This is a genomic window from Streptomyces sp. NBC_01446 (genome assembly GCF_026340095.1).
GTDB classification, from domain to species: Bacteria; Actinomycetota; Actinomycetes; order Streptomycetales; family Streptomycetaceae; genus Streptomyces; species Streptomyces aureus.
This window is the reverse complement of the sequence record NZ_JAPEPO010000001.1, coordinates 2,206,936-2,224,592: the sequence shown is the minus strand read 5'-3', so window position 1 is coordinate 2,224,592 and position 17,657 is coordinate 2,206,936. Positions and strand designations below refer to the sequence as shown.

The window sequence follows — 17,657 nt, the reverse complement described above, 5'->3', positions numbered from 1 at the left end:
GCGCCGCCCACGAAGGCGTCAGACGATCGGCCGCCCATACGCCCGCAGCGTGCGCAGCGCCTCGACCGTCACCATGGGGCGCGCCTCCAGCTCGACCACCGGAGCCCACTGGCGCCAGCGGATCGGCCACCCGCCGTCGTCCTGCTGCTCGCCCGCGAGGAAGTCCAGCGAGCGTGCCATCTCCTCATCCGTGAACCACGCGCGCGCCAGCGACTCCGGAGCCTTCGCGTAGTCGTGCGGAAGGTGGTGCTCACCCGGCGCGTACCCGGGCGCTACGGGGTACGCCTCCGGCCGCCCGGGATCGAGCAGCGCAAGCCGCTGCTCGCGCACGAGCCGGCCGAGCCGGTCGGCGGCCGCCTCCGCGCGCGGGCGGTCGGGGGCGCCGTCCAGGAAGGCCACGGCCGCCTCGATCTCGTAGGGATGGGACTTCTTCAGGGTCTCGACCGCGGCCCAGCAGAAGTCGGTCGCCCGGAACAGCCACGCGTGCCACACCTGGTTGCGGTGCAGCAGGCCGACCACGGGGCCCGTGGCGAGCAGTTCGCTCGGCGGGTCGTCCACCACCGGCACGAAGGGCGCGCACGGGTAGCCACGCTGGCTGGGATGGATCGCCGGGAGAGCGCCCTCGGCGGTCGACACGGACGTCAGGTAGCGGCACACGCGCTCCACCCGCTGGCCGCTGCAGCGGCCGATCGAGTCGAGGACGCGCAGCGCCTGCCCGGTGTGCAGGGGCTGGCTCACCGGGCCGCGGAGATCGGGTTCGAGGGCGTGGCCGTAGCCCTCGTCCTCGTTGCGGTAGGCGGAGAGGGCGGTCTCGACGGCGTCTGCGCCCGCCCGGCCCGCGCCGAGGAAGTGGTAGGCGAAGCGTCGCTGTTCCAGGACGCGCGCGGTCAGCCAGACGAAGTGCTCGGCACGGGAGAGCGGGGAGGGCGCCGAGCTGGTCTGAGGGAGTGGGGATGCTCCGTTTTCGGCCATGCACCGACCGTAGGACGGAAAGCGTTCTCGGTGAGCCTTCCGTGCCGGGCTGCACTCTCAGGGGCGGGATACTGGTGTCATGCGGTTGACGGTCTTCTGGCAGCGGATGGCGGATCACTTCGGTCCTGGCTACGCCGACACATTCGCGCGTGATCATGTGATGACGGAACTCGGTGGGCGCACCGTGCACGAGGCGCTCGACGCCGGCTGGGAGGCGAAGGACGTGTGGCGTGCGGTGTGCGGCACGATGAATGTTCCGTCGGAGAACCGCTGACCTGCTCGAACGAGCGGGGGCGGTGACCGGCTGTCGTTGGTGTGGGCGAGACTGGTTCCGTGGCACCCACAGACGAGACCTTGCAGGCGGCATCCGACGCCTCTCCGCCCGGCCGGACGCCCCGTGGGGGTGGGGTCGCGAGTGCGCGTGCGCGGATGCCGGGCTGGCTGCCGCGTGCCATGGTGCTCGCCCTGGCCCTCATCGCCTGTTTCCAGCTGGGCAGTTGGGCGTTCCACCAGCTCACCGGGCTGTTGATCAACGTATTGATCGCGTTCTTCCTGGCGCTCGCCGTGGAGCCTGCCGTCAGCTGGATGGCCGGGCGTGGCATGCGCCGGGGGATGGCCACCGGGGTCGTCTTCCTGGGCGTCATGGTCGCCGGCGCGGGTTTCGTGGTCCTGCTCAGCTCGATGCTCGCGGGCCAGATCGTCAGCATGGTCGAGGACTTTCCCGAGTACCTCGACTCGGTGATCAACTGGATCAACCAGACGTTCCACACGGACCTCAGCAGGGTCGCCGTCCAGGACAGCCTGCTCCACTCCGACTGGCTCCAGAAGTACGTGCAGAACAGCGCGAGCGGCGTCCTTGACGTGTCGGGGCAGGTCCTCGGAGGCCTGTTCCGGCTGCTGACGATACTGCTGTTCTCGTTCTACTTCGCCGCCGACGGCCCCCGGCTCCGGCGCGCGCTGTGCTCGGTGCTGCCGCCCGCCAAGCAGGCGGAGGTGCTGCGCGCCTGGGAGATCGCGGTCGACAAGACCGGCGGCTATCTCTACTCGCGCGGGCTGATGGCACTGATCTCCGGGATCGCGCACTACGTCCTGCTCGAGGCCCTGGGCGTGCCCTATGCGCCCGTGCTCGCCGTCTGGGTCGGCCTGGTGTCCCAGTTCATCCCGACCATCGGCACGTATCTGGCGGGCGCCCTGCCGATGCTGATCGCCTTCACCGTCGACCCCTGGTACGCGCTGTGGGTACTGATCTTCGTGGTCGTCTACCAGCAGTTCGAGAACTATGTGCTCCAGCCCAAGCTGACGGCGAAGACCGTGGACATCCACCCAGCGGTCGCCTTCGGCTCCGTCATCGCGGGCACGGCGCTCCTCGGCGCGGTCGGCGCGCTGATCGCCATCCCCGCGGTGGCGACGCTGCAGGCCTTCCTCGGGGCGTACGTGAAGCGCTACGACGTCACGGACGACCCGCGGGTACACGGCCACCGCAGCAGATCCGGTTCGTCACTCCTCGGGCGCATGCGGGCCGCCCTGCGCAGGCCGGACGATCCGCGGGCCGAAGTGGTGCCGGGGCCGGAATCGGACGGGGACGATACGCGGGACGGCTCCCGGTAGACGGCTACCGACAGAGGGCGCTCAGTAGGTGATCGCCGCCCAGACCGCGGCGGCGGCGACCGCGGCCGCGTAGCAGGCGACCGCACCGCGCATCACGCCGTTCCTGGTCCTCTCGCTCCATGCCGTACGGGACATCAGCCAGGCCAGTGCGGGCAGGACGAGTACGGCGTGCAGGCTGACGCCGTGCAGCGGCTTGAGGGGCGCGGTCGAGTGGTAGGCCGCCTCCTGGCGGCCGGTCTTGGTGAGGATCACCCCGCGCGCGATCATCGCGGCGCCGGACGCCAGCGCGACGAGCAGAATCGCGAACCCGGACCGCAGTGCGAGCGGCATCCCCGTGGGCCCCGACGGCCGGCGCCGGAACGAGGCGACCGCGAACACGGAGAGCAGCACGACCAGGATCCCGCCGCCCACCGCGAGGGACATGGACACGGCGGTGTCGAAGCCGGACTCCATGTTGAGATGCGACGGCACCCGCCGCCATGCCTGGAGGGTGATCCCGCCGACTTCCAGGACACAGTCGGCGGCGAACACGACGAGCAGGACGTTCCTGGTGCGGGCGCCGATCCGCAGATACGACGTCACCCAGGTGAGCGCGATCAGCGTCAGGCCGAAGGAAACCCCGAACGTGACCGGCTTGCGCCACGAGACAGGTCCGTCCCACGGCCCTCCGTCGACCGCGAAGACCAGCAGATGGGCGAGGCCGGAGAAGGTCAGAACTGCGCCGGTGGCGTAGCAGAGGCGCTCGGAGGGGAGGGCGGCGCGCCACAGGTCGCGTACCGCGCCGGTCAGGGGGCGGCGGTCCCGCGGGTGCTCCGGGAGCCGGCCCTGCGGGATCACCGGGCGGTGGTTCTGCGCGTTCTCCATGGCGCAAGCCTCGCGATCGGGGGCCGTGCCGTCGTCCCCCGGCCGAAGGCACCGCTCGTACGCCGGGGGGAGTAGTCGCGGGCGGCAGGCAGGTATCCGCGGGGCTGCCGGTGATGGGCCGGGCTGCGTAGGGGTGCCGGGCCGGGCTCAAGAAGGCTGCCGGGTGGAGGCCGGGGAGGCCGGGCTCTCAGTGCGAGCCGAGTCGCCCGTCACACCGTGGAAGAAGTTCTCCGCGCCGGCCCCGCCCGCGCTGATGTTCCCGACGCCCCAGACCCGCCCGCGCTGATGTTCCCGACGCCCCAGACCCGCCCGCGCTGATGTTCCCGACGCCCCAGACCCGCCCGCGCTGATGTTCCCGACGCCCCAGACCCGCCCGCGCTGATGTTCCCGACGCCCCAGACCTGCCGAGTGCCGGGCACCCGCTCGAGCTCGTGCAGCACCGGTTCCTGTCGGCGGTCTGCCTCAGCGACCTCGCCTGTACTGCCCGGCAGGAAGGGCGGCCGCCCGATCCCGGTCACCTTGCCCCCGCTGTCCGCTGCGCCTCCCCGAAGACCAGCCCGTCCGCGAGGCCTTCCCGGAGCCGCTCGTATCCCGCCCGCACCCTGCCAGAGAGAGGATGAGGAGGAAGGACAGCACCGCGGTCCTTCGGCACAGGGGCAAGGGCATCTACGGACCTCCAGGCCTCGGGGAGCCCCGGGGTCGCCTCGGGGAACGTCAGAGTCCACGAGCCCCGCATCGCAGGGCGCGTGGTGTGCGTGGTGCGCTTGACACCAAAATCGAACATCCATTCTTATGGAGTGTCTGGCGGCTCTCTCCCCAGTGTTTTCGGGGATTTCGGTGAGAGTGGCAGGGCTGCGAGCCTCGAGTTATCCACAGGCGGACGGGCGTCGAGGCCGATTGTCAGTGGCAGGCGTTAGCGTCTTTGACGTGAAGCGATCGACTCAAGCAAATCGGGTGGAACCCATGGCAGGAACTGACCGCGAGAAGGCGCTCGACGCCGCGCTCGCACAGATTGAACGGCAATTCGGCAAGGGCGCAGTGATGCGCATGGGCGAGCGGCCGAATGAGCCCATCGAGGTCATCCCCACCGGGTCGACCGCACTCGACGTGGCCCTCGGTGTCGGCGGTCTGCCGCGCGGCCGTGTGGTGGAGGTGTACGGGCCGGAGTCCTCCGGTAAGACGACCCTGACGCTGCACGCCGTGGCCAACGCGCAGCGGGCCGGCGGCGCCGTGGCGTTCGTGGACGCCGAGCACGCCCTCGACCCGGAGTACGCGAAGAAGCTCGGCGTCGACATCGACAACCTCATCCTGTCCCAGCCGGACAACGGTGAGCAGGCGCTCGAGATCGTCGACATGCTGGTCCGCTCCGGCGCGCTCGACCTGATCGTCATCGACTCCGTCGCCGCCCTGGTGCCGCGAGCGGAGATCGAGGGCGAGATGGGCGACTCGCACGTGGGTCTGCAGGCCCGTCTGATGAGCCAGGCGCTCCGGAAGATCACCAGCGCGCTCAACCAGTCGAAGACCACCGCGATCTTCATCAACCAGCTGCGCGAGAAGATCGGCGTCATGTTCGGCTCGCCGGAGACGACGACCGGTGGCCGCGCGCTGAAGTTCTACGCCTCGGTGCGACTCGACATCCGCCGCATCGAGACGCTGAAGGACGGCACCGACGCGGTCGGTAACCGCACGCGCGTCAAGGTCGTCAAGAACAAGGTCGCGCCGCCCTTCAAGCAGGCCGAGTTCGACATCCTCTACGGCCACGGCATCAGCCGCGAGGGCGGCCTGATCGACATGGGTGTGGAGAACGGCTTCGTGCGCAAGGCCGGCGCCTGGTACACGTACGAGGGCGACCAGCTCGGCCAGGGCAAGGAGAACGCGCGCAACTTCCTGAAGGACAACCCCGACCTGGCCGACGAGATCGAGAAGAAGATCAAGGAGAAGCTGGGTGTCGGTGTGAAGCCGGAGGCGCCCACGGCCGAGCCCGGTGCCGACGCGGCGGGTGCCACCCCCGCCGAGGACGCGGCCAAGACGGTGCCCGCGCCCGCGAGCAAGGCCACCAAGTCCAAGACCGCGGCGGCCAAGAGCTAGTCCGTGACGCGACGAACCGACTGGGCCGATCACGCCTACCCCGCCTCCCCGACGGACCTGGGCGACGGGGGCCCGGGTGACCCGGACGGGCACGGGGCGCCGCGTGACGGCGACGGACCGAGTGACGGGGCACGGGGCGGTGGCGGTACCCGTGGCGGCGGGCGCAGCAGTGGCCGTCGGCGGCGCGGCGGCTTCGGCGAAGCTGCCGGAGGGCAACAGGACAGCGGCTCCCCGTCCTCGCCGAGGGCCGAGAAGGGGGAGCCGCCTGCGGACCCGGCGGAGCGGGCGCGCGGCATCTGCCTGCGCCTGCTCACCGGGCAACCGCGCACGCGAAAGCAGCTCGCCGACGCGCTGGCGAAGCGGGACATCCCCGATGAGGTGTCGGAGGAAGTGCTGTCCCGCTTCGAAGAGGTCGGTCTGATCAATGACGGCGCCTTCGCGGATGCCTGGGTGGAGTCTCGCCATCACGGCCGGGGGCTGGCCCGGCGGGCGCTCGCCCGGGAGCTGCGGACCAAGGGGGTGGACTCGGCGGTGATCGACGAGGCCGTCGGGCAGCTCGACTCCGAGCAGGAGGAGGAGACCGCCCGCGAGCTCGTGGCCCGCAAGCTCCGCTCCACACGTGGCCTCGACCGCGACAAGCGCCTGCGCCGCCTCGCGGGCATGCTCGCTCGCAAGGGATACCCGGAGGGCATGGCGCTCAGGGTGGTCCGCCAGGCCCTGGAGGAAGAGGGCGAGGAGACCGAGGATCTCGGGCTGGGAGATTTCTGAGCTCCGCCTGGGCGGGGGACTTCTGAGCCCCTGGTCGAGGGGATTTCTGGGCTCCGCCGGGTGAGGGCTTTCGAGCTCGGCCGGCGGAGGGGCTTCGAGCTCGGCCGGGTGAAGGGTATTCGAGCCGACGCGGCGATCGTGGCCGCGTTCGCCGGGTGGGGAGGCTTTCGAGTTCCGCCCGGGTGCGTGGGTTGCTGAGCTCCGACGGGTGAGGGGTTCCTGAGCTCCGCCTGGTGAGGGAGAGGGCGGCGTCGGTACGGGGGTCCGACGCCGAACTCGCCCTCGCTCAGGTGGGGTTAACCCCCGGGTCATGACGCCTGGTCGCCGCAGTGCACAGGGATGTGTGCACAGGCGAGTGTGTACGCATGACACCGGAACCCGGCTCCGCCACTCCCGCCGGCGGCCAGGAGCTGAGCGATCTCAGCGCTCTGAAGGCGCTGGCTCAGCCCCGCCGCCAGCAGATCCTCCAGCATCTCACCCTCCACGGCCCCGCGACCTCCGCGATGCTGGCCCGCGACCTCGGGCTCAACACCGGCGCCACCAGCTACCACCTGCGTGAGCTGGCCCGCTACGGATTCACCGAGGAGAGCTCGACCCAGGGCCGGAGCGTGGGTGGGCGTGAGCGCTGGTGGCGAGCCGTCCCGGGCGACCGCCGCTTCCCGCCCCGCCGCCGCCAGAACCCCGAAACCCGGCTCGTCATGGACGAGTTGAACCACCTCTCGTACGCCGCCGACCTCGAACTCTTCGAGCGGCTCCAGCGGCAGGGGCAGGACCTGGGGGAGTGGGCGGACGCCTTCCCCTACTCGCGCGGCACGATCCGGCTCACGCTGCCCGAACTCCGCGCGTTCTTCGAGGAGTTCATCGCAATCCTCAACCGCTACAAGCGCCCCGACGGCGAGACGCCGGACGGCGCGCGCACCGTCCTGACCCGCCTCCTCGCCTTCCCGGCGCCGGCCCGCCCCGATGGCACACGCGCCGATGGCACACGCGCCGACGGGATTCGCGGTGACGGCACCCGTGCCGGTGGCACCCGTGCCGGTGGCACCCGTGCCGGTGGCACCCGCGCCGACGGCACCCGCGGTGACGGCACCCGTGCCGACGGTGCCCCGGCGCACCAGGCCCCGGCGCACCAGGCCCCGGCGCGCCAGGCCCTGGCGCACCAGCCTCCCGCCGTCGGTGCCCTGGCGCACCATGCTCCCGCCGCCGCCCCGGCGCACCAGGCTCCCGCCGGCGACGCCCCGGCGTACCAGGTCCCCGTCGGCGGAAGTCAGGCCCCGGCCGAGGGAATCCCGGCCCCCCACGCCACCTCAGAGACGGACACGCCATGATGCTGCGCTACGCACTGCACACCGTCCGGGACCGCAAAGGGGGGTTTCTCGGTGCCTTCCTCGCCCTCATGTGCGCGGCCGCCCTCATCACGGCCTGCGGCACCCTCCTGGAGACCGGTCTGCGCGGCACCATCCGCACCGAGCGGTACGCGGCCGCTCCCGTAGTCGTCTCCGCCGACCAGAACGTCCACAAGACCACGGTCAAGCACAAGAAGGGCAAGACCAAGGTCAAGCACAAGGCCAAACCCATCGCCGAGCGAGCCTGGTTGCCCGAGGACACCGCGGGACGGCTCCGCGACCTCCCGGGCGTCGAGCGGGTCGTCCCCGAACTCACCTTCCTGGCACAGCCCTTGGCGCCGGGAGCCGCCGCTCTCGACAGGCCCGCGTACGGCCACGCCTGGGACTCCGCCGCGCTGACCCCCTACGCCCTGACAGCCGGGACCCCACCCGCCAAGCCCCAAGACCTCGTAGTGGACCGAGACCTGGCGGACCGCGCCCACCTGACGCCCGGAGACAGCCTCACCGTCCAGTCCACCCAAACTCCGCGCATCTACCGCGTCACCGGGATCGCCGCCCCCGCCGGGCATGCGTCAGTGACCCACCAGACCTCCCTGTTCTTCACCCCTTCGGAGGCCCGCCGCCTCGCCGACCACCCCGGCCAGGTCACCGCCCTCGGCGTCATCCCCGCCCCCGGCCAGAAGCCGGCAGAGCTGGCGCGTGCCGTCGCCAAGGCACTCGACGGCACGACCGCCCAGGTCACCACCGGCGACGCCCGTGGCCCCGTCGAGTTCCTCGACGCGGCGGGTGCCCGCATCAAGCTCGTCAGCATGGGTGGCGCGATGGGCGGCACCTCCCTCCTCGTCGCGGTCCTCGTCGTCGTCGGCACCTTCGCGCTGTCCGTTCAGCAACGCCATCGCGAACTCGCCCTGTTGCGCGCCATCGCGGCCACGCCCGGGCAGATCCGCAAGCTCCTGGGCCGTGAGGCGCTCATCGTCGGCGCCGCCGCGGGTGTCCTCGGCTCCCTCGCCGGGCTTCCGCTCGGAGGGTGGCTGTATCACCGCTTCGTCGAACTCGGAGCGGTGCCGCCGGCCCTCGAACGGACCATCAGCGTCTTCCCGTTGTTCGCGGCCGTCGGCGCCACGCTCTTCGGAGCCTGGGCCGCCGCCCGGATCTCCGCCCGCCGCATCGCCCGTATCCGCCCGGCCGAAGCACTCACGGAGGCCAGGGTCGAGCGTGCCCGGCCCGCCTGGGGTCGCGTCGCAGCCGGGATCGCGTTTCTCGCGGGCGGCGCTGTCCTCGTCGCCGTACTCGGCGTGCTGCGCACCGAACCGGCGTCAACCCCGGTGACCTTCCTGGCTGTTGTCGTCCTCGCTTCCTCCGTCGCACTGCTCGGCCCGCTCCTTGTGAAGGGTGCCGCGGTCCTCCTGGCCGGACCGCTGCGCCTCACCGGGCCCGGCGGCAAGCTGGCCACCGCCAACCTCCGTGGCAATGCCGCCCGGATGGCCGCCGCCGTCACCCCGCTCGCCCTCCTCATCGGCTTGACCTGCACCGTCCTCTTCACCCAGCCGACCCTGGGCAACGCGGCACGGGCTCAGGCGCGCGAAGGGATCCGGGCCGACTGGATCGTCGCGGCCCAGGGCCCCGGGGTCCCCGCCGAGGCCGCACGGAAGCTCCGTACCGTCAAGGGCACCGTCGCGACCGAGGTCGTCCGCACCACCGTGCGCGTAGGACTCGACAAGTACCCGGCTCAGGGCGTCACCCGTGACGGCCTCACGCGTACGTGGGACCCGGACGTCACCGCGGGATCGCTGAAGGACTTCCGGCGGGACGGCGTCGCCGTCAGCGAACTCGCCGCCGGTCAGCTCCACTTGGAGCCCGGCAGCAGACTGAAGCTGACACTCGGGGACGGCACGCCGGCCACCCTCGTCGTGGCGGCCGTCTACGCGAAGGGTCTCGGCTTCGGCGATCTGACCCTGGCCCATGACCTGGTGGCCCGGCACGTCGACAATCCCCTCGCCTCCTCCGTGCTCGTCAGGACCAGCCGTACACAGGAACAACTCGCGGGCGCCGTCCAGGAGTTCCCCGGCCTGCGCGTTCTCGCTCCCGGGGCGGCCGACGACCTGCAGGCCGAACGCCAGCAGGACAACGCCGAGGTCAACCTCCTCGCCATGGGCCTGATCCTCGCGTTCACCGCGATCGCCGTCGTCAACACCCTCGCGATGTCGGTCTCCGAACGCATCCGGGAGTTCGCGATGCTCCGCCTCGCCGGCGCCACCCGCCGTCAGGTCCTGAGGATGCTGCGCACCGAGGCCCTCGCCGTGCTCTTCATCGGCACGGTCCTGGGCAGCGGTATCGCACTGGCCGTCCTGACGGCGTTCAGTGTCGGCATGACCGGCAGCGCCGCCCCCGCCGTCACACCCCTCGTCTACGTGGCAGTGGTCGCCGCCGCCGGACTCCTCGCGCTCACCGCGACCGCGCTGCCCGGCCACGCCGCCCTGAGGCCCCGACCGGTAGAGGTGGCCACAGCCAAGGAGTAAGGGGCAGTACGCAATGGTGGGCGCCCCTTACCTCGGAGGCACCCACCATCACGTACTCCTGCAGCCGCACGCGCAGCCGCGCGCGACCGTCACTCGGCCACCGGCAGCCCCGCCGCCTTCCACGCCTGGAAACCGCCGACCAGATCCGTGGCCCGGTGCAGCCCCAACTGCCGCAGGGAGATCGCGGCGAGACTCGACGCGTAGCCCTCGTTGCAGACGACCACGACGCGCAGATCGTGGCTCGTGGCCTCGGCCGCGCGATGGCTGCCCTGCGGATCGAGCCGCCATTCCAGTTCGTTGCGCTCCACCACGAGTGCTCCGGGGATCAGCCCGTCCCGCTCGCGCAGCGCCGCGTAGCGGATGTCCACGAGGAGCGCGTCGCCCGCCGTGGCGGCCGTGTACGCCTCATCGGCGTCGACCCGGTCCAGGCCGAGGCGCACCCGGTCGAGCAACTCGTCGATGCCCTCGGGCCGTTCACTCCGCGGGCCGCTCACGTCACTCACCCCAGCAGTCACGTCACCCACCCTGCCCCCGCTCCTCACTGCCAGTCCTCCGGCCGCTCCACCGTCTCGAGCCGCAGCACCGCGCCCGTGCGGCTGTAGCGGCGGATCTGCGGGAGCGGCGGGTAGTAGGCGTGCACGGAGATCGCGTGCTCGCTCGTGTTCTCGTTGAGGACCTCGTGCACATGGTGCTGCCCGAAGGCCCTGCCCTTGCCCGCGGCCAACGTCCGTTCGCGGTCGACTCCTTCGGACAGCTCGAGAGTCTTCCAGCCGTCGGCGGGCAGTCGGGCCGCGAGTGAGTTCTCCCTGAGCTCGCCCGACGCCGTGAGGAAGGCACCGACGGATTCGGCGTGGTCGTGCCAGCCGGTGCCGGTGCCGGGCGGCCAGCCGATGAGCCAGGCCTCGCTGCCGCCGGGCCCTTCGAGCCGCACCCATGTGCGGCCCTCGGGGTCCAGCGGGAGCGAGGCGATGAGTTCGTGGTCCTCGGCGGTACGGCGTACGAAGTCGAGGAGGTCACGTTGCGTGGGCGCGGCGGTCACCAGGGAAGGGGAGGCTGAGGCAGACACGGATACCGTCCTGAAGGTTCGCGGAAAGCGCGCGAGAAGGCCCGGAAGAACCGGTGAACCCGGTGAAAGGGGGGCGCGCAGGGGGAGCGGCGAATTCAGCAGGACGGGCGACACACGCAGCCCACATAGCGGACGAGGTCCATATGGACCCTCCGCCACAGGCGCACGTCGGTGTCGGTCACGTTTCGGAGTACACCATGGCGGAGGGGGTCGGTCAACTCGTTCGGGCGGCGCTCCCGGCCTTCGCGCCGTCCTCCACGGGCCCCCCGAGCGCGGCTTGCGCGGCCGCGTACAGCTGAGCGGGATGCACCCCGCTCAGGGCCGTGACCAGGTGGCCGTCCGGGCGCACAAGCAGAACGGAGTGCGCCGGGGCGCCCGGGTAACTCTCCGCGACCAGCAGCTCCGACTCGTGCGGCAGGGCCGTGACGGCGGCCGCGAGCCGTGGCATGACCCCGGCCGAGACCCAGTGCCGCCGCTCCCACACACCCGTGCCGGGCGCGATCAGGACGACGAGCAGGTGCCCGAGGCCGAGCCGGTCGCGCAGCCGGACGAAGGACCCGTCGGGGGCCGTGACCCGCACGTCCCGGATCGGCGCGCCCGGAGCCGTACCCACGTCGACCGCCGCATCGGAGGGTTCCGGCGCGAGAGGCGAGTCGGCGTACGCCCCCGGAGCGCCCAGCGCCCCGTGCCCCAGATGACCGTCCGTGAGCAGCGCGTCATGGCCGCGCGTGGATCCGGCGACGTACGAGCGCAGCCCCTTGCCGCCCCGCAGTATCGGCAGTGCCTGGTCGGCGGCGCGCAGCCGGCCCGCGACGACGGCGCGGCGCTCGGCCTGGTAGCTGTCGAGGAGCGCCTCGTGCGGGCCGTCGTGCCAGGCGAGAGCCAGCTTCCAGGCGAGGTTGTCCGCGTCCCTCAGGCCCTCGTCGAGGCCCTGGGTGCCGAGCGCGCCCAGCAGGTGCGCCGCGTCCCCGGCGAGGAAGACCCGGCCGACCCGCCACCGCCGGGCCAGGCGGTGGTGAACCGTGTGCACTCCTGTGTCCAGCAGCTCGTACGGCGGTGTCGAGCCGGCGCACCAGCCGGCCAGCGTCTCCCGGATGCGGGTCACCAGGATGTCGGGCGTGATCAGCTCGCTGCGGGGCGGCAGCAGCCAGTCGAGGCGCCAGGCGCCCTCGGCGAGGGGGCGGCCGACGACCTCCCCGCCGGACGGGCCCGACGTCCGCCAGGGAAGGCTCCGATGAAGCAACGCCTCGCCGGGCCAGGGAAGTTCCGTGCGCAGCGCGGCGACGGCGTGTCGCTCGACGGACGTGCGGCCGGGGAAGCGGATGTCGAGCAGCTTGCGGACCGTGGAGCGCGGGCCGTCGCAGCCCACCAGGAAGCTCCCGCGCCACCAGGTGCCCTTCGCGCCGCGGGTGTGCGCGGTCAGTGCGCCGCTCTCCTGCTCGATCGAGTCGAGGCGGCTGTTCACGGCGATCTTGATGAGCCGCTCGCCGGCGGCGGCCTCCCGCAGGGCACCCGTCAGTTCGTGCTGGGCCAGATGCAGGGGCGAGGGCATCTGCTCACCGAAGGTGAGCTCCCGCATCACCTGTTTGCGCCGCAGGGAACGCCAGCCGGTCCAGCGTGAGCCGGTCGCGTCGAACGACGTCCGGGCGAGCCGCTCCACGAGGGCGGCGGTGTCCTCGCGGAGGATCACGGTCCGTGCGGGGCGCTGTTCGTCCTTGCCGGGGCCCTCGTCGAGCACGACGGAGGGCACGCCTTGGCGGGCGAGAGCGAGGGAGAGCGTGAGCCCGACGGGGCCGGCGCCGACGACGATCACCGGGTCCACGGCGCGGCTCCTCCTGCCCCGGGGAGTGCTGTGGGAGGCGTACAAGAAAGGGCAGTTGGAGCGGGGTGCGCGATCACAGAACGTATGCAACCCATTGCGGGTGCTTGCGTCAAGTGACGGAGGCAGTGGCGATCATGCCACTGCCTCCGTCTGCTCACATCTCGTCAGTTCTTCTGCAGAGCGCTTCAGTCGGTCCCGTCCACGACGGAGGGCTCGGTCGCGGCTGCCACCGCGATGCCCGTCTTCGCGCGACGGCCACGCCGCTCGATCCAGGTGGCGAGTCCGGCCAGGGCCAGACACAGTGCCACGTAGATCGCGCCGACGACGATGACCACCGCGGTGATGGGGTTCTCGCCGTTGACGATGATGTTGCTGGCCATCGTGCGGGCCGCGAACAGCAGCTCGCTGTAGGTGATGATGTAGCCGAGCGAGGTGTCCTTGAGGGTCACCACGAGCTGGCTGATCATGGTCGGCAGCATGGAGCGCACGGCCTGCGGCAGCAGCAGCATCGTCATGACCTGCGACTTGCGCAGCCCCAGTGCGTACGCGGCTTCCACCTGTCCGCGCGGCACGGCGTTGACGCCCGCCCGGATCACCTCGGCCTGCACACAGCCGTTGTAGACGGTCAGGCCGATGACGAGCGCCCAGAAGGCGGTGTTGTCGCCGACGACGCCGAGGCCGTTCTTGTAGGTCAGGAACAGGAACCACAGGGCGTAGATCGTGATCAGCAGCGGGATCGCGCGGAACAGTTCGATGAAGCCCGTGGCGGCCCAGCGCACCGTCTTGTGCTCGGACAGGCGCGCGACGGCCAGGAGCAGGCCGAGCACCAGGGAGAGCACGCCGGCGACGGCGAACACCTTCAGCGTGGTGACCACGCCGTCGCGGATGCTGGTCCGCACACCGGCGTTGTTGAAGATGTTCCAGACCTCGGGCTCCAGCTGCCCCTTGACGTTCATCCGGTAGAGGGTGAACGCGATCAGGCCGAGCACGGCGAGGGAGCCGAGGACCGTGTAGATGCGGTTGCGCACCCGGGCCTTGGGGCCCGGTGCGTCGTACAGGACGCTCGAACTCATCGTGCGACCCCCATGCGCCGCTCGAGCAGCCGGAAGAGACCGCTGATGGTGAAGGTGATGACCAGGTAGCCGAGAGCCACCCAGAGGAAGATCCAGGCGATGGCGAAGCCCTGGTCGCTGAGCAGCTTCTGCACGCCGAACAGCTCGGTGACACTGAACGCGCCCGCGATCGCCGAGTTCTTCGTCAGGGCGATGAAGATCGAGCTGAGCGGCGGCAGGACGGTGCGGGTGGCCTGCGGAAGGATGATCAGGCGCAGCGTCTGGAAGAAGGTCATTCCGATGGACCGGGCGGCCTCGGCCTGTCCCAGCGGCACCGTGCTGATGCCGGACCGGACGGCCTCGCACACGAACGCCGAAGTGTAGAAGCCCAGCGCCATGAGGGCCTTGGCCCACGGGCTGAGGCCCGGCATGAAGATGACCGGAACGACGAACCACGCCACAAGGAAGAGCAGGGTCAGCGGGGTGTTCCTGAAGAGCGTGACCCAGGCGGTGCCGAAGAAGCGCAGCGGGGGCACGGGTGAGACACGGAACCCGGCGATGATGACACCCAGGACCATCGCGAGGAGCCCGCTGGCCAGGGTCAGCAGGACGGTGCCTATGAACCCCTCGCGGAATTCCGCGAGATGGTCGAGCAATACGTTCACGGGGATGTCCTCGTGGGCGGCGGCGGACAGGCAGCGAGGGCCGTGCCACGGGCGCACTGTGCGGTTGCGCCCGTGGCGGGCCGGTCACTGCCGGGGGGTCGTACGGTGCGGGCCGGGGCCCGCACCGTCAGCGCGTCAGTAGCGCTCGAGCGCCGGCGGCGCGGTGTACGCGGACTTGGACAGGCCGAGCGTCGCGTCGTACGCCTTCTTGTAGTCGCCGTTCTTCTCGTGCGCCTCGATGGCCTTCGAGACCGCCTCGCGCAGCGCCTTGTCGTCCTTGTTCATGCCGACGCCGTACGGCTCCTCGGTGAACGGCTTGCCGACGACCTTCAGCTTGCCGGGGCGCTGGGCGGCGTAGCCCTTGAGGATCGCGTCGTCGGTGGTGACGGCGTCGACCTCGTTGTTGAGCAGCTGCTGCACGCACTCGGAGTACTTGGAAAGCTCGACGGTCTTGGCGCCGTACTTGGCCTTCTTGATCTCCTGGAGCGGGGTCGAGCCCTTGATGGAGCAGACCGTCTTGCCCTTGACGGACTCCGGACCCGTGATGCCCTTCTCGTCGCCGCGGACGAGGAGGTCGGCGCCGGCCATGAAGTACGGGCCGGCGAAACCGACCTGCTTCTTGCGCTCGTCGTTGATCGTGTAGGTGCCTACGTAGAGGTCGACCTCGCCCTTGGAGATGGTCGTCTCACGGACGTTCGAGTCGATCGTCTTGAACTCGATCTGCGACGGCTTGAAGCCGAGGTCGGCGGCGACCATCTTGGCGATCTCGATGTCGAAGCCGGAGCGCTTGCCGTCGGTGTCCTGGAAACCGAGGTACGGCTGGTCGTTCTTGGCGCCGATGACGATCTTTCCGGCCTTCTGCGCCCGCTTCAGCGTCGCGGAGTCCAGTTTCACGCCCGAGGCGACCGTGTACGTGGGCAGCTTCGGCTGGTCCTTGCCGCCGGCGCCGCCGGCGGGCTTGTCACCGGCGTTGCCGGAGTCGCCGCCGCACGCGGTGGCGGCGAGGGCGAGTACGGCGACAGTGGCCGCCGCGGCGGCGGACTTGCGGAGCTTCATGGTGAATATCCTTCGTTTCGGCAGAATTCGGCCGTGGGAAAGTCGGACGCCCGTGCGTCAGCCTCGGTGGGCGTCAGTGGTGCAGGATCTTCGACAGGAAGTCCTTGGCCCGGTCGCTGCGCGGGTTGCTGAAGAACTGGTCGGGGGTGGCCTCTTCGACGATCCGTCCGTCCGCCATGAAGACCACGCGGTTGGCCGCCGAGCGCGCGAAGCCCATCTCGTGGGTGACGACGATCATCGTCATGCCGTCACGGGCGAGCTGCTGCATGACCTCGAGGACCTCGTTGATCATCTCCGGGTCGAGGGCCGACGTCGGCTCGTCGAAGAGCATGATCTTGGGGTCCATCGCCAACGCCCGTGCGATCGCAACGCGTTGCTGCTGCCCGCCGGAGAGCTGCGCGGGGTACTTGTCCGCCTGCGTGCCGACGCCCACCCGGTCGAGCAGGGTGCGGGCCTTGGCCTCGGCCGCAGTCTTATCCGCCTTGCGGACCTTGATCTGCCCCAGCATCACGTTCTCGAGCACGGTCTTGTGCGCGAAGAGGTTGAAGGACTGGAAGACCATGCCCACGTCCGCGCGGAGGCGGGCCAGCTCCTTGCCCTCCTGGGGCAGCGGCTTGCCGTCGATCGTGATGGCACCCGTGTCGACGGTCTCCAGGCGGTTGATCGTGCGGCACAGCGTCGACTTGCCGGAGCCCGAGGGTCCGATGACGACGACGACCTCACCACGCGAGATGGTCAGGTCGATGTCCTGGAGCACGTGCAGCGCGCCGAAGTGCTTGTTGACTTGATTCAGCACGACCAGCTCGTCGGCCGCGGGAATGGCGTCCTTGGTCACCGATACATCGGTCATCGGGGTCTTGCTCCATCCTCCTCGGTTGGGAGGACAGTAATGACGCCGTACGACCAGCGTCATTACATCTGAGCGGAACTTGAGCATAACGATCCGGCCGCGACCGGACACGATGCGTGAAGAGGGTGGCCCGGCGCGTACCGGCTGGATAACGGAAGGCTTCGGTAACCGGAACGCTCTTGACGGCGTCCTTATGTTTCGGAGTGGATGCCCTGGTGTGCTTCTCGCGCGCGCAGGGTTAGCGCCCGTCGGCGTGCCACGACCGAACGACCGATGAACCGAAGGGGGCCGTGATGAGACTGCTTCTCGTCGAGGACGACGACCATGTCGCCGCCGCTCTGTCGGCGGTCCTCGCCCGGCACGGCTTCGAGGTGACGCACGCCCGCAGCGGCGAGGAAGCGCTCCGGAAGCTCGTCCCCGAGGCGGACGCCTTCGGTGTCGTACTCCTCGATCTCGGCCTGCCCGACCAGGACGGCTACGAGGTGTGCGGCAAGATCCGCAAGCGCACGGCGACACCGGTGATCATGGTGACCGCGCGCGCGGACGTACGCTCCCGCATCCACGGCCTCAACCTCGGCGCCGACGACTACGTGGTGAAGCCGTACGACACCGGGGAGCTGCTCGCCCGCATCCACGCGGTCAGCCGGCGCAGTGTGCCGGACGAGACCTCCGCGTCGGCCGAGGACGGTCTGCGGCTCGGGTCCGTGCGCATCGAACTGCCCACCCGCCAGGTCAGCGTGGACGGTTCGGTCGTCCAACTGACCCGCAAGGAGTTCGACCTCCTGGCGCTGCTCGCACAGCGCCCCGGGGTGGTGTTCCGCCGGGAACAGATCATCAGCGAGGTCTGGCGCACCAGTTGGGAGGGGACGGGCCGCACCCTGGAGGTGCATGTCGCGTCCCTGCGCTCCAAGCTGCGCATGCCCGCCCTCATCGAGACCGTGCGCGGCGTCGGGTACCGGCTCGTCGCGCCGGCCGCCTAGA

16 protein-coding genes are annotated in these 17,657 nt (G+C 70.6%); 7 read left to right on the top strand and 9 right to left on the bottom strand.

Annotated elements, in window-relative coordinates; genetic code table 11:
* Window positions 1–18 precede the first annotated feature (18 nt).
* Window positions 19–972, bottom strand: a complete 954-nt coding sequence (locus OG456_RS09875) for a hypothetical protein (protein ID WP_266559306.1) — start codon at window positions 970–972, stop codon at window positions 19–21.
* A gap of 79 nt (window positions 973–1,051) precedes the next feature.
* On the opposite strand from OG456_RS09875, the gene OG456_RS09870 reads away from it, so the two are divergent.
* Together OG456_RS09870 and OG456_RS09865 are read left to right on the top strand one after the other, a co-directional pair.
* On the top strand, window positions 1,052–1,246 hold the full coding sequence (locus tag OG456_RS09870; RefSeq protein ID WP_116509123.1) for a DUF3046 domain-containing protein: 195 nt from the start codon (window positions 1,052–1,054) through the stop codon (window positions 1,244–1,246).
* 59 nt (window positions 1,247–1,305) lie between these two features.
* Entirely contained in the window at window positions 1,306–2,580 is a 1,275-nt protein-coding gene (locus tag OG456_RS09865; protein ID WP_266559303.1) for an AI-2E family transporter, read from the top strand.
* 21 nt (window positions 2,581–2,601) lie between these two features.
* On the opposite strand, the gene OG456_RS09860 is transcribed toward OG456_RS09865, so the two are convergent.
* Window positions 2,602–3,444, bottom strand: a complete 843-nt coding sequence (locus OG456_RS09860; protein ID WP_266559302.1) for a hypothetical protein — start codon at window positions 3,442–3,444, stop codon at window positions 2,602–2,604.
* A 963-nt stretch (window positions 3,445–4,407) separates the two neighbouring features.
* Here OG456_RS09860 and recA point away from each other — a divergent pair.
* From recA to OG456_RS09840, 4 genes are all read left to right on the top strand, one after another.
* On the top strand, window positions 4,408–5,532 hold the full coding sequence (gene recA / locus OG456_RS09855; protein WP_266559301.1) for a recombinase RecA: 1,125 nt from the start codon (window positions 4,408–4,410) through the stop codon (window positions 5,530–5,532).
* A 3-nt stretch (window positions 5,533–5,535) separates the two neighbouring features.
* Window positions 5,536–6,300: a recombination regulator RecX gene (recX, locus tag OG456_RS09850; protein WP_266559272.1), complete on the top strand. Its 765-nt coding sequence runs from the start codon at window positions 5,536–5,538 to the stop codon at window positions 6,298–6,300.
* Window positions 6,301–6,665: 365 nt separating this feature from the next.
* The gene (locus tag OG456_RS09845; RefSeq protein ID WP_266559270.1) at window positions 6,666–7,628 is read left to right on the top strand and encodes a helix-turn-helix transcriptional regulator; all 963 of its coding nucleotides are present in this window, start codon (window positions 6,666–6,668) and stop codon (window positions 7,626–7,628) included.
* Window positions 7,625–10,165: an ABC transporter permease gene (locus tag OG456_RS09840; protein WP_266559268.1), complete on the top strand. Its 2,541-nt coding sequence runs from the start codon at window positions 7,625–7,627 to the stop codon at window positions 10,163–10,165. Before OG456_RS09845 ends, OG456_RS09840 begins: the two co-directional genes overlap by 4 nt.
* Before the next feature lie 89 nt (window positions 10,166–10,254).
* Here OG456_RS09840 and OG456_RS09835 read toward each other — a convergent pair whose 3' ends face one another.
* The 7 genes from OG456_RS09835 to OG456_RS09805 form a co-directional block, all read right to left on the bottom strand.
* Window positions 10,255–10,659, bottom strand: a complete 405-nt coding sequence (locus tag OG456_RS09835; RefSeq protein ID WP_266559266.1) for a rhodanese-like domain-containing protein — start codon at window positions 10,657–10,659, stop codon at window positions 10,255–10,257.
* Window positions 10,660–10,703: 44 nt separating this feature from the next.
* A complete protein-coding gene (locus tag OG456_RS09830) occupies window positions 10,704–11,231 on the bottom strand; it encodes a cysteine dioxygenase (protein WP_266559264.1) in 528 nt (175 codons plus the stop codon).
* A 214-nt stretch (window positions 11,232–11,445) separates the two neighbouring features.
* The gene (locus OG456_RS09825) at window positions 11,446–13,053 is read right to left on the bottom strand and encodes an FAD-dependent monooxygenase (RefSeq protein WP_266559262.1); all 1,608 of its coding nucleotides are present in this window, start codon (window positions 13,051–13,053) and stop codon (window positions 11,446–11,448) included.
* A 185-nt stretch (window positions 13,054–13,238) separates the two neighbouring features.
* Window positions 13,239–14,126, bottom strand: a complete 888-nt coding sequence (locus OG456_RS09820) for an amino acid ABC transporter permease (protein WP_266559260.1) — start codon at window positions 14,124–14,126, stop codon at window positions 13,239–13,241.
* The gene (locus OG456_RS09815) at window positions 14,123–14,770 is read right to left on the bottom strand and encodes an amino acid ABC transporter permease (RefSeq protein ID WP_116509108.1); all 648 of its coding nucleotides are present in this window, start codon (window positions 14,768–14,770) and stop codon (window positions 14,123–14,125) included. The genes OG456_RS09820 and OG456_RS09815 overlap by 4 nt, the downstream gene beginning before the upstream one ends.
* 135 nt (window positions 14,771–14,905) lie before the next feature.
* Complete coding sequence (locus OG456_RS09810; protein ID WP_266559257.1) at window positions 14,906–15,826, bottom strand: glutamate ABC transporter substrate-binding protein; 921 nt, start codon at window positions 15,824–15,826, stop codon at window positions 14,906–14,908.
* 73 nt (window positions 15,827–15,899) lie between these two features.
* Window positions 15,900–16,676: an amino acid ABC transporter ATP-binding protein gene (locus OG456_RS09805; protein WP_266559255.1), complete on the bottom strand. Its 777-nt coding sequence runs from the start codon at window positions 16,674–16,676 to the stop codon at window positions 15,900–15,902.
* 293 nt (window positions 16,677–16,969) lie between these two features.
* Between OG456_RS09805 and OG456_RS09800 the strand changes: the two genes are divergently transcribed.
* Window positions 16,970–17,656: a response regulator transcription factor gene (locus tag OG456_RS09800; RefSeq protein WP_266559253.1), complete on the top strand. Its 687-nt coding sequence runs from the start codon at window positions 16,970–16,972 to the stop codon at window positions 17,654–17,656.
* Window position 17,657: the final 1 nt, after the last annotated feature.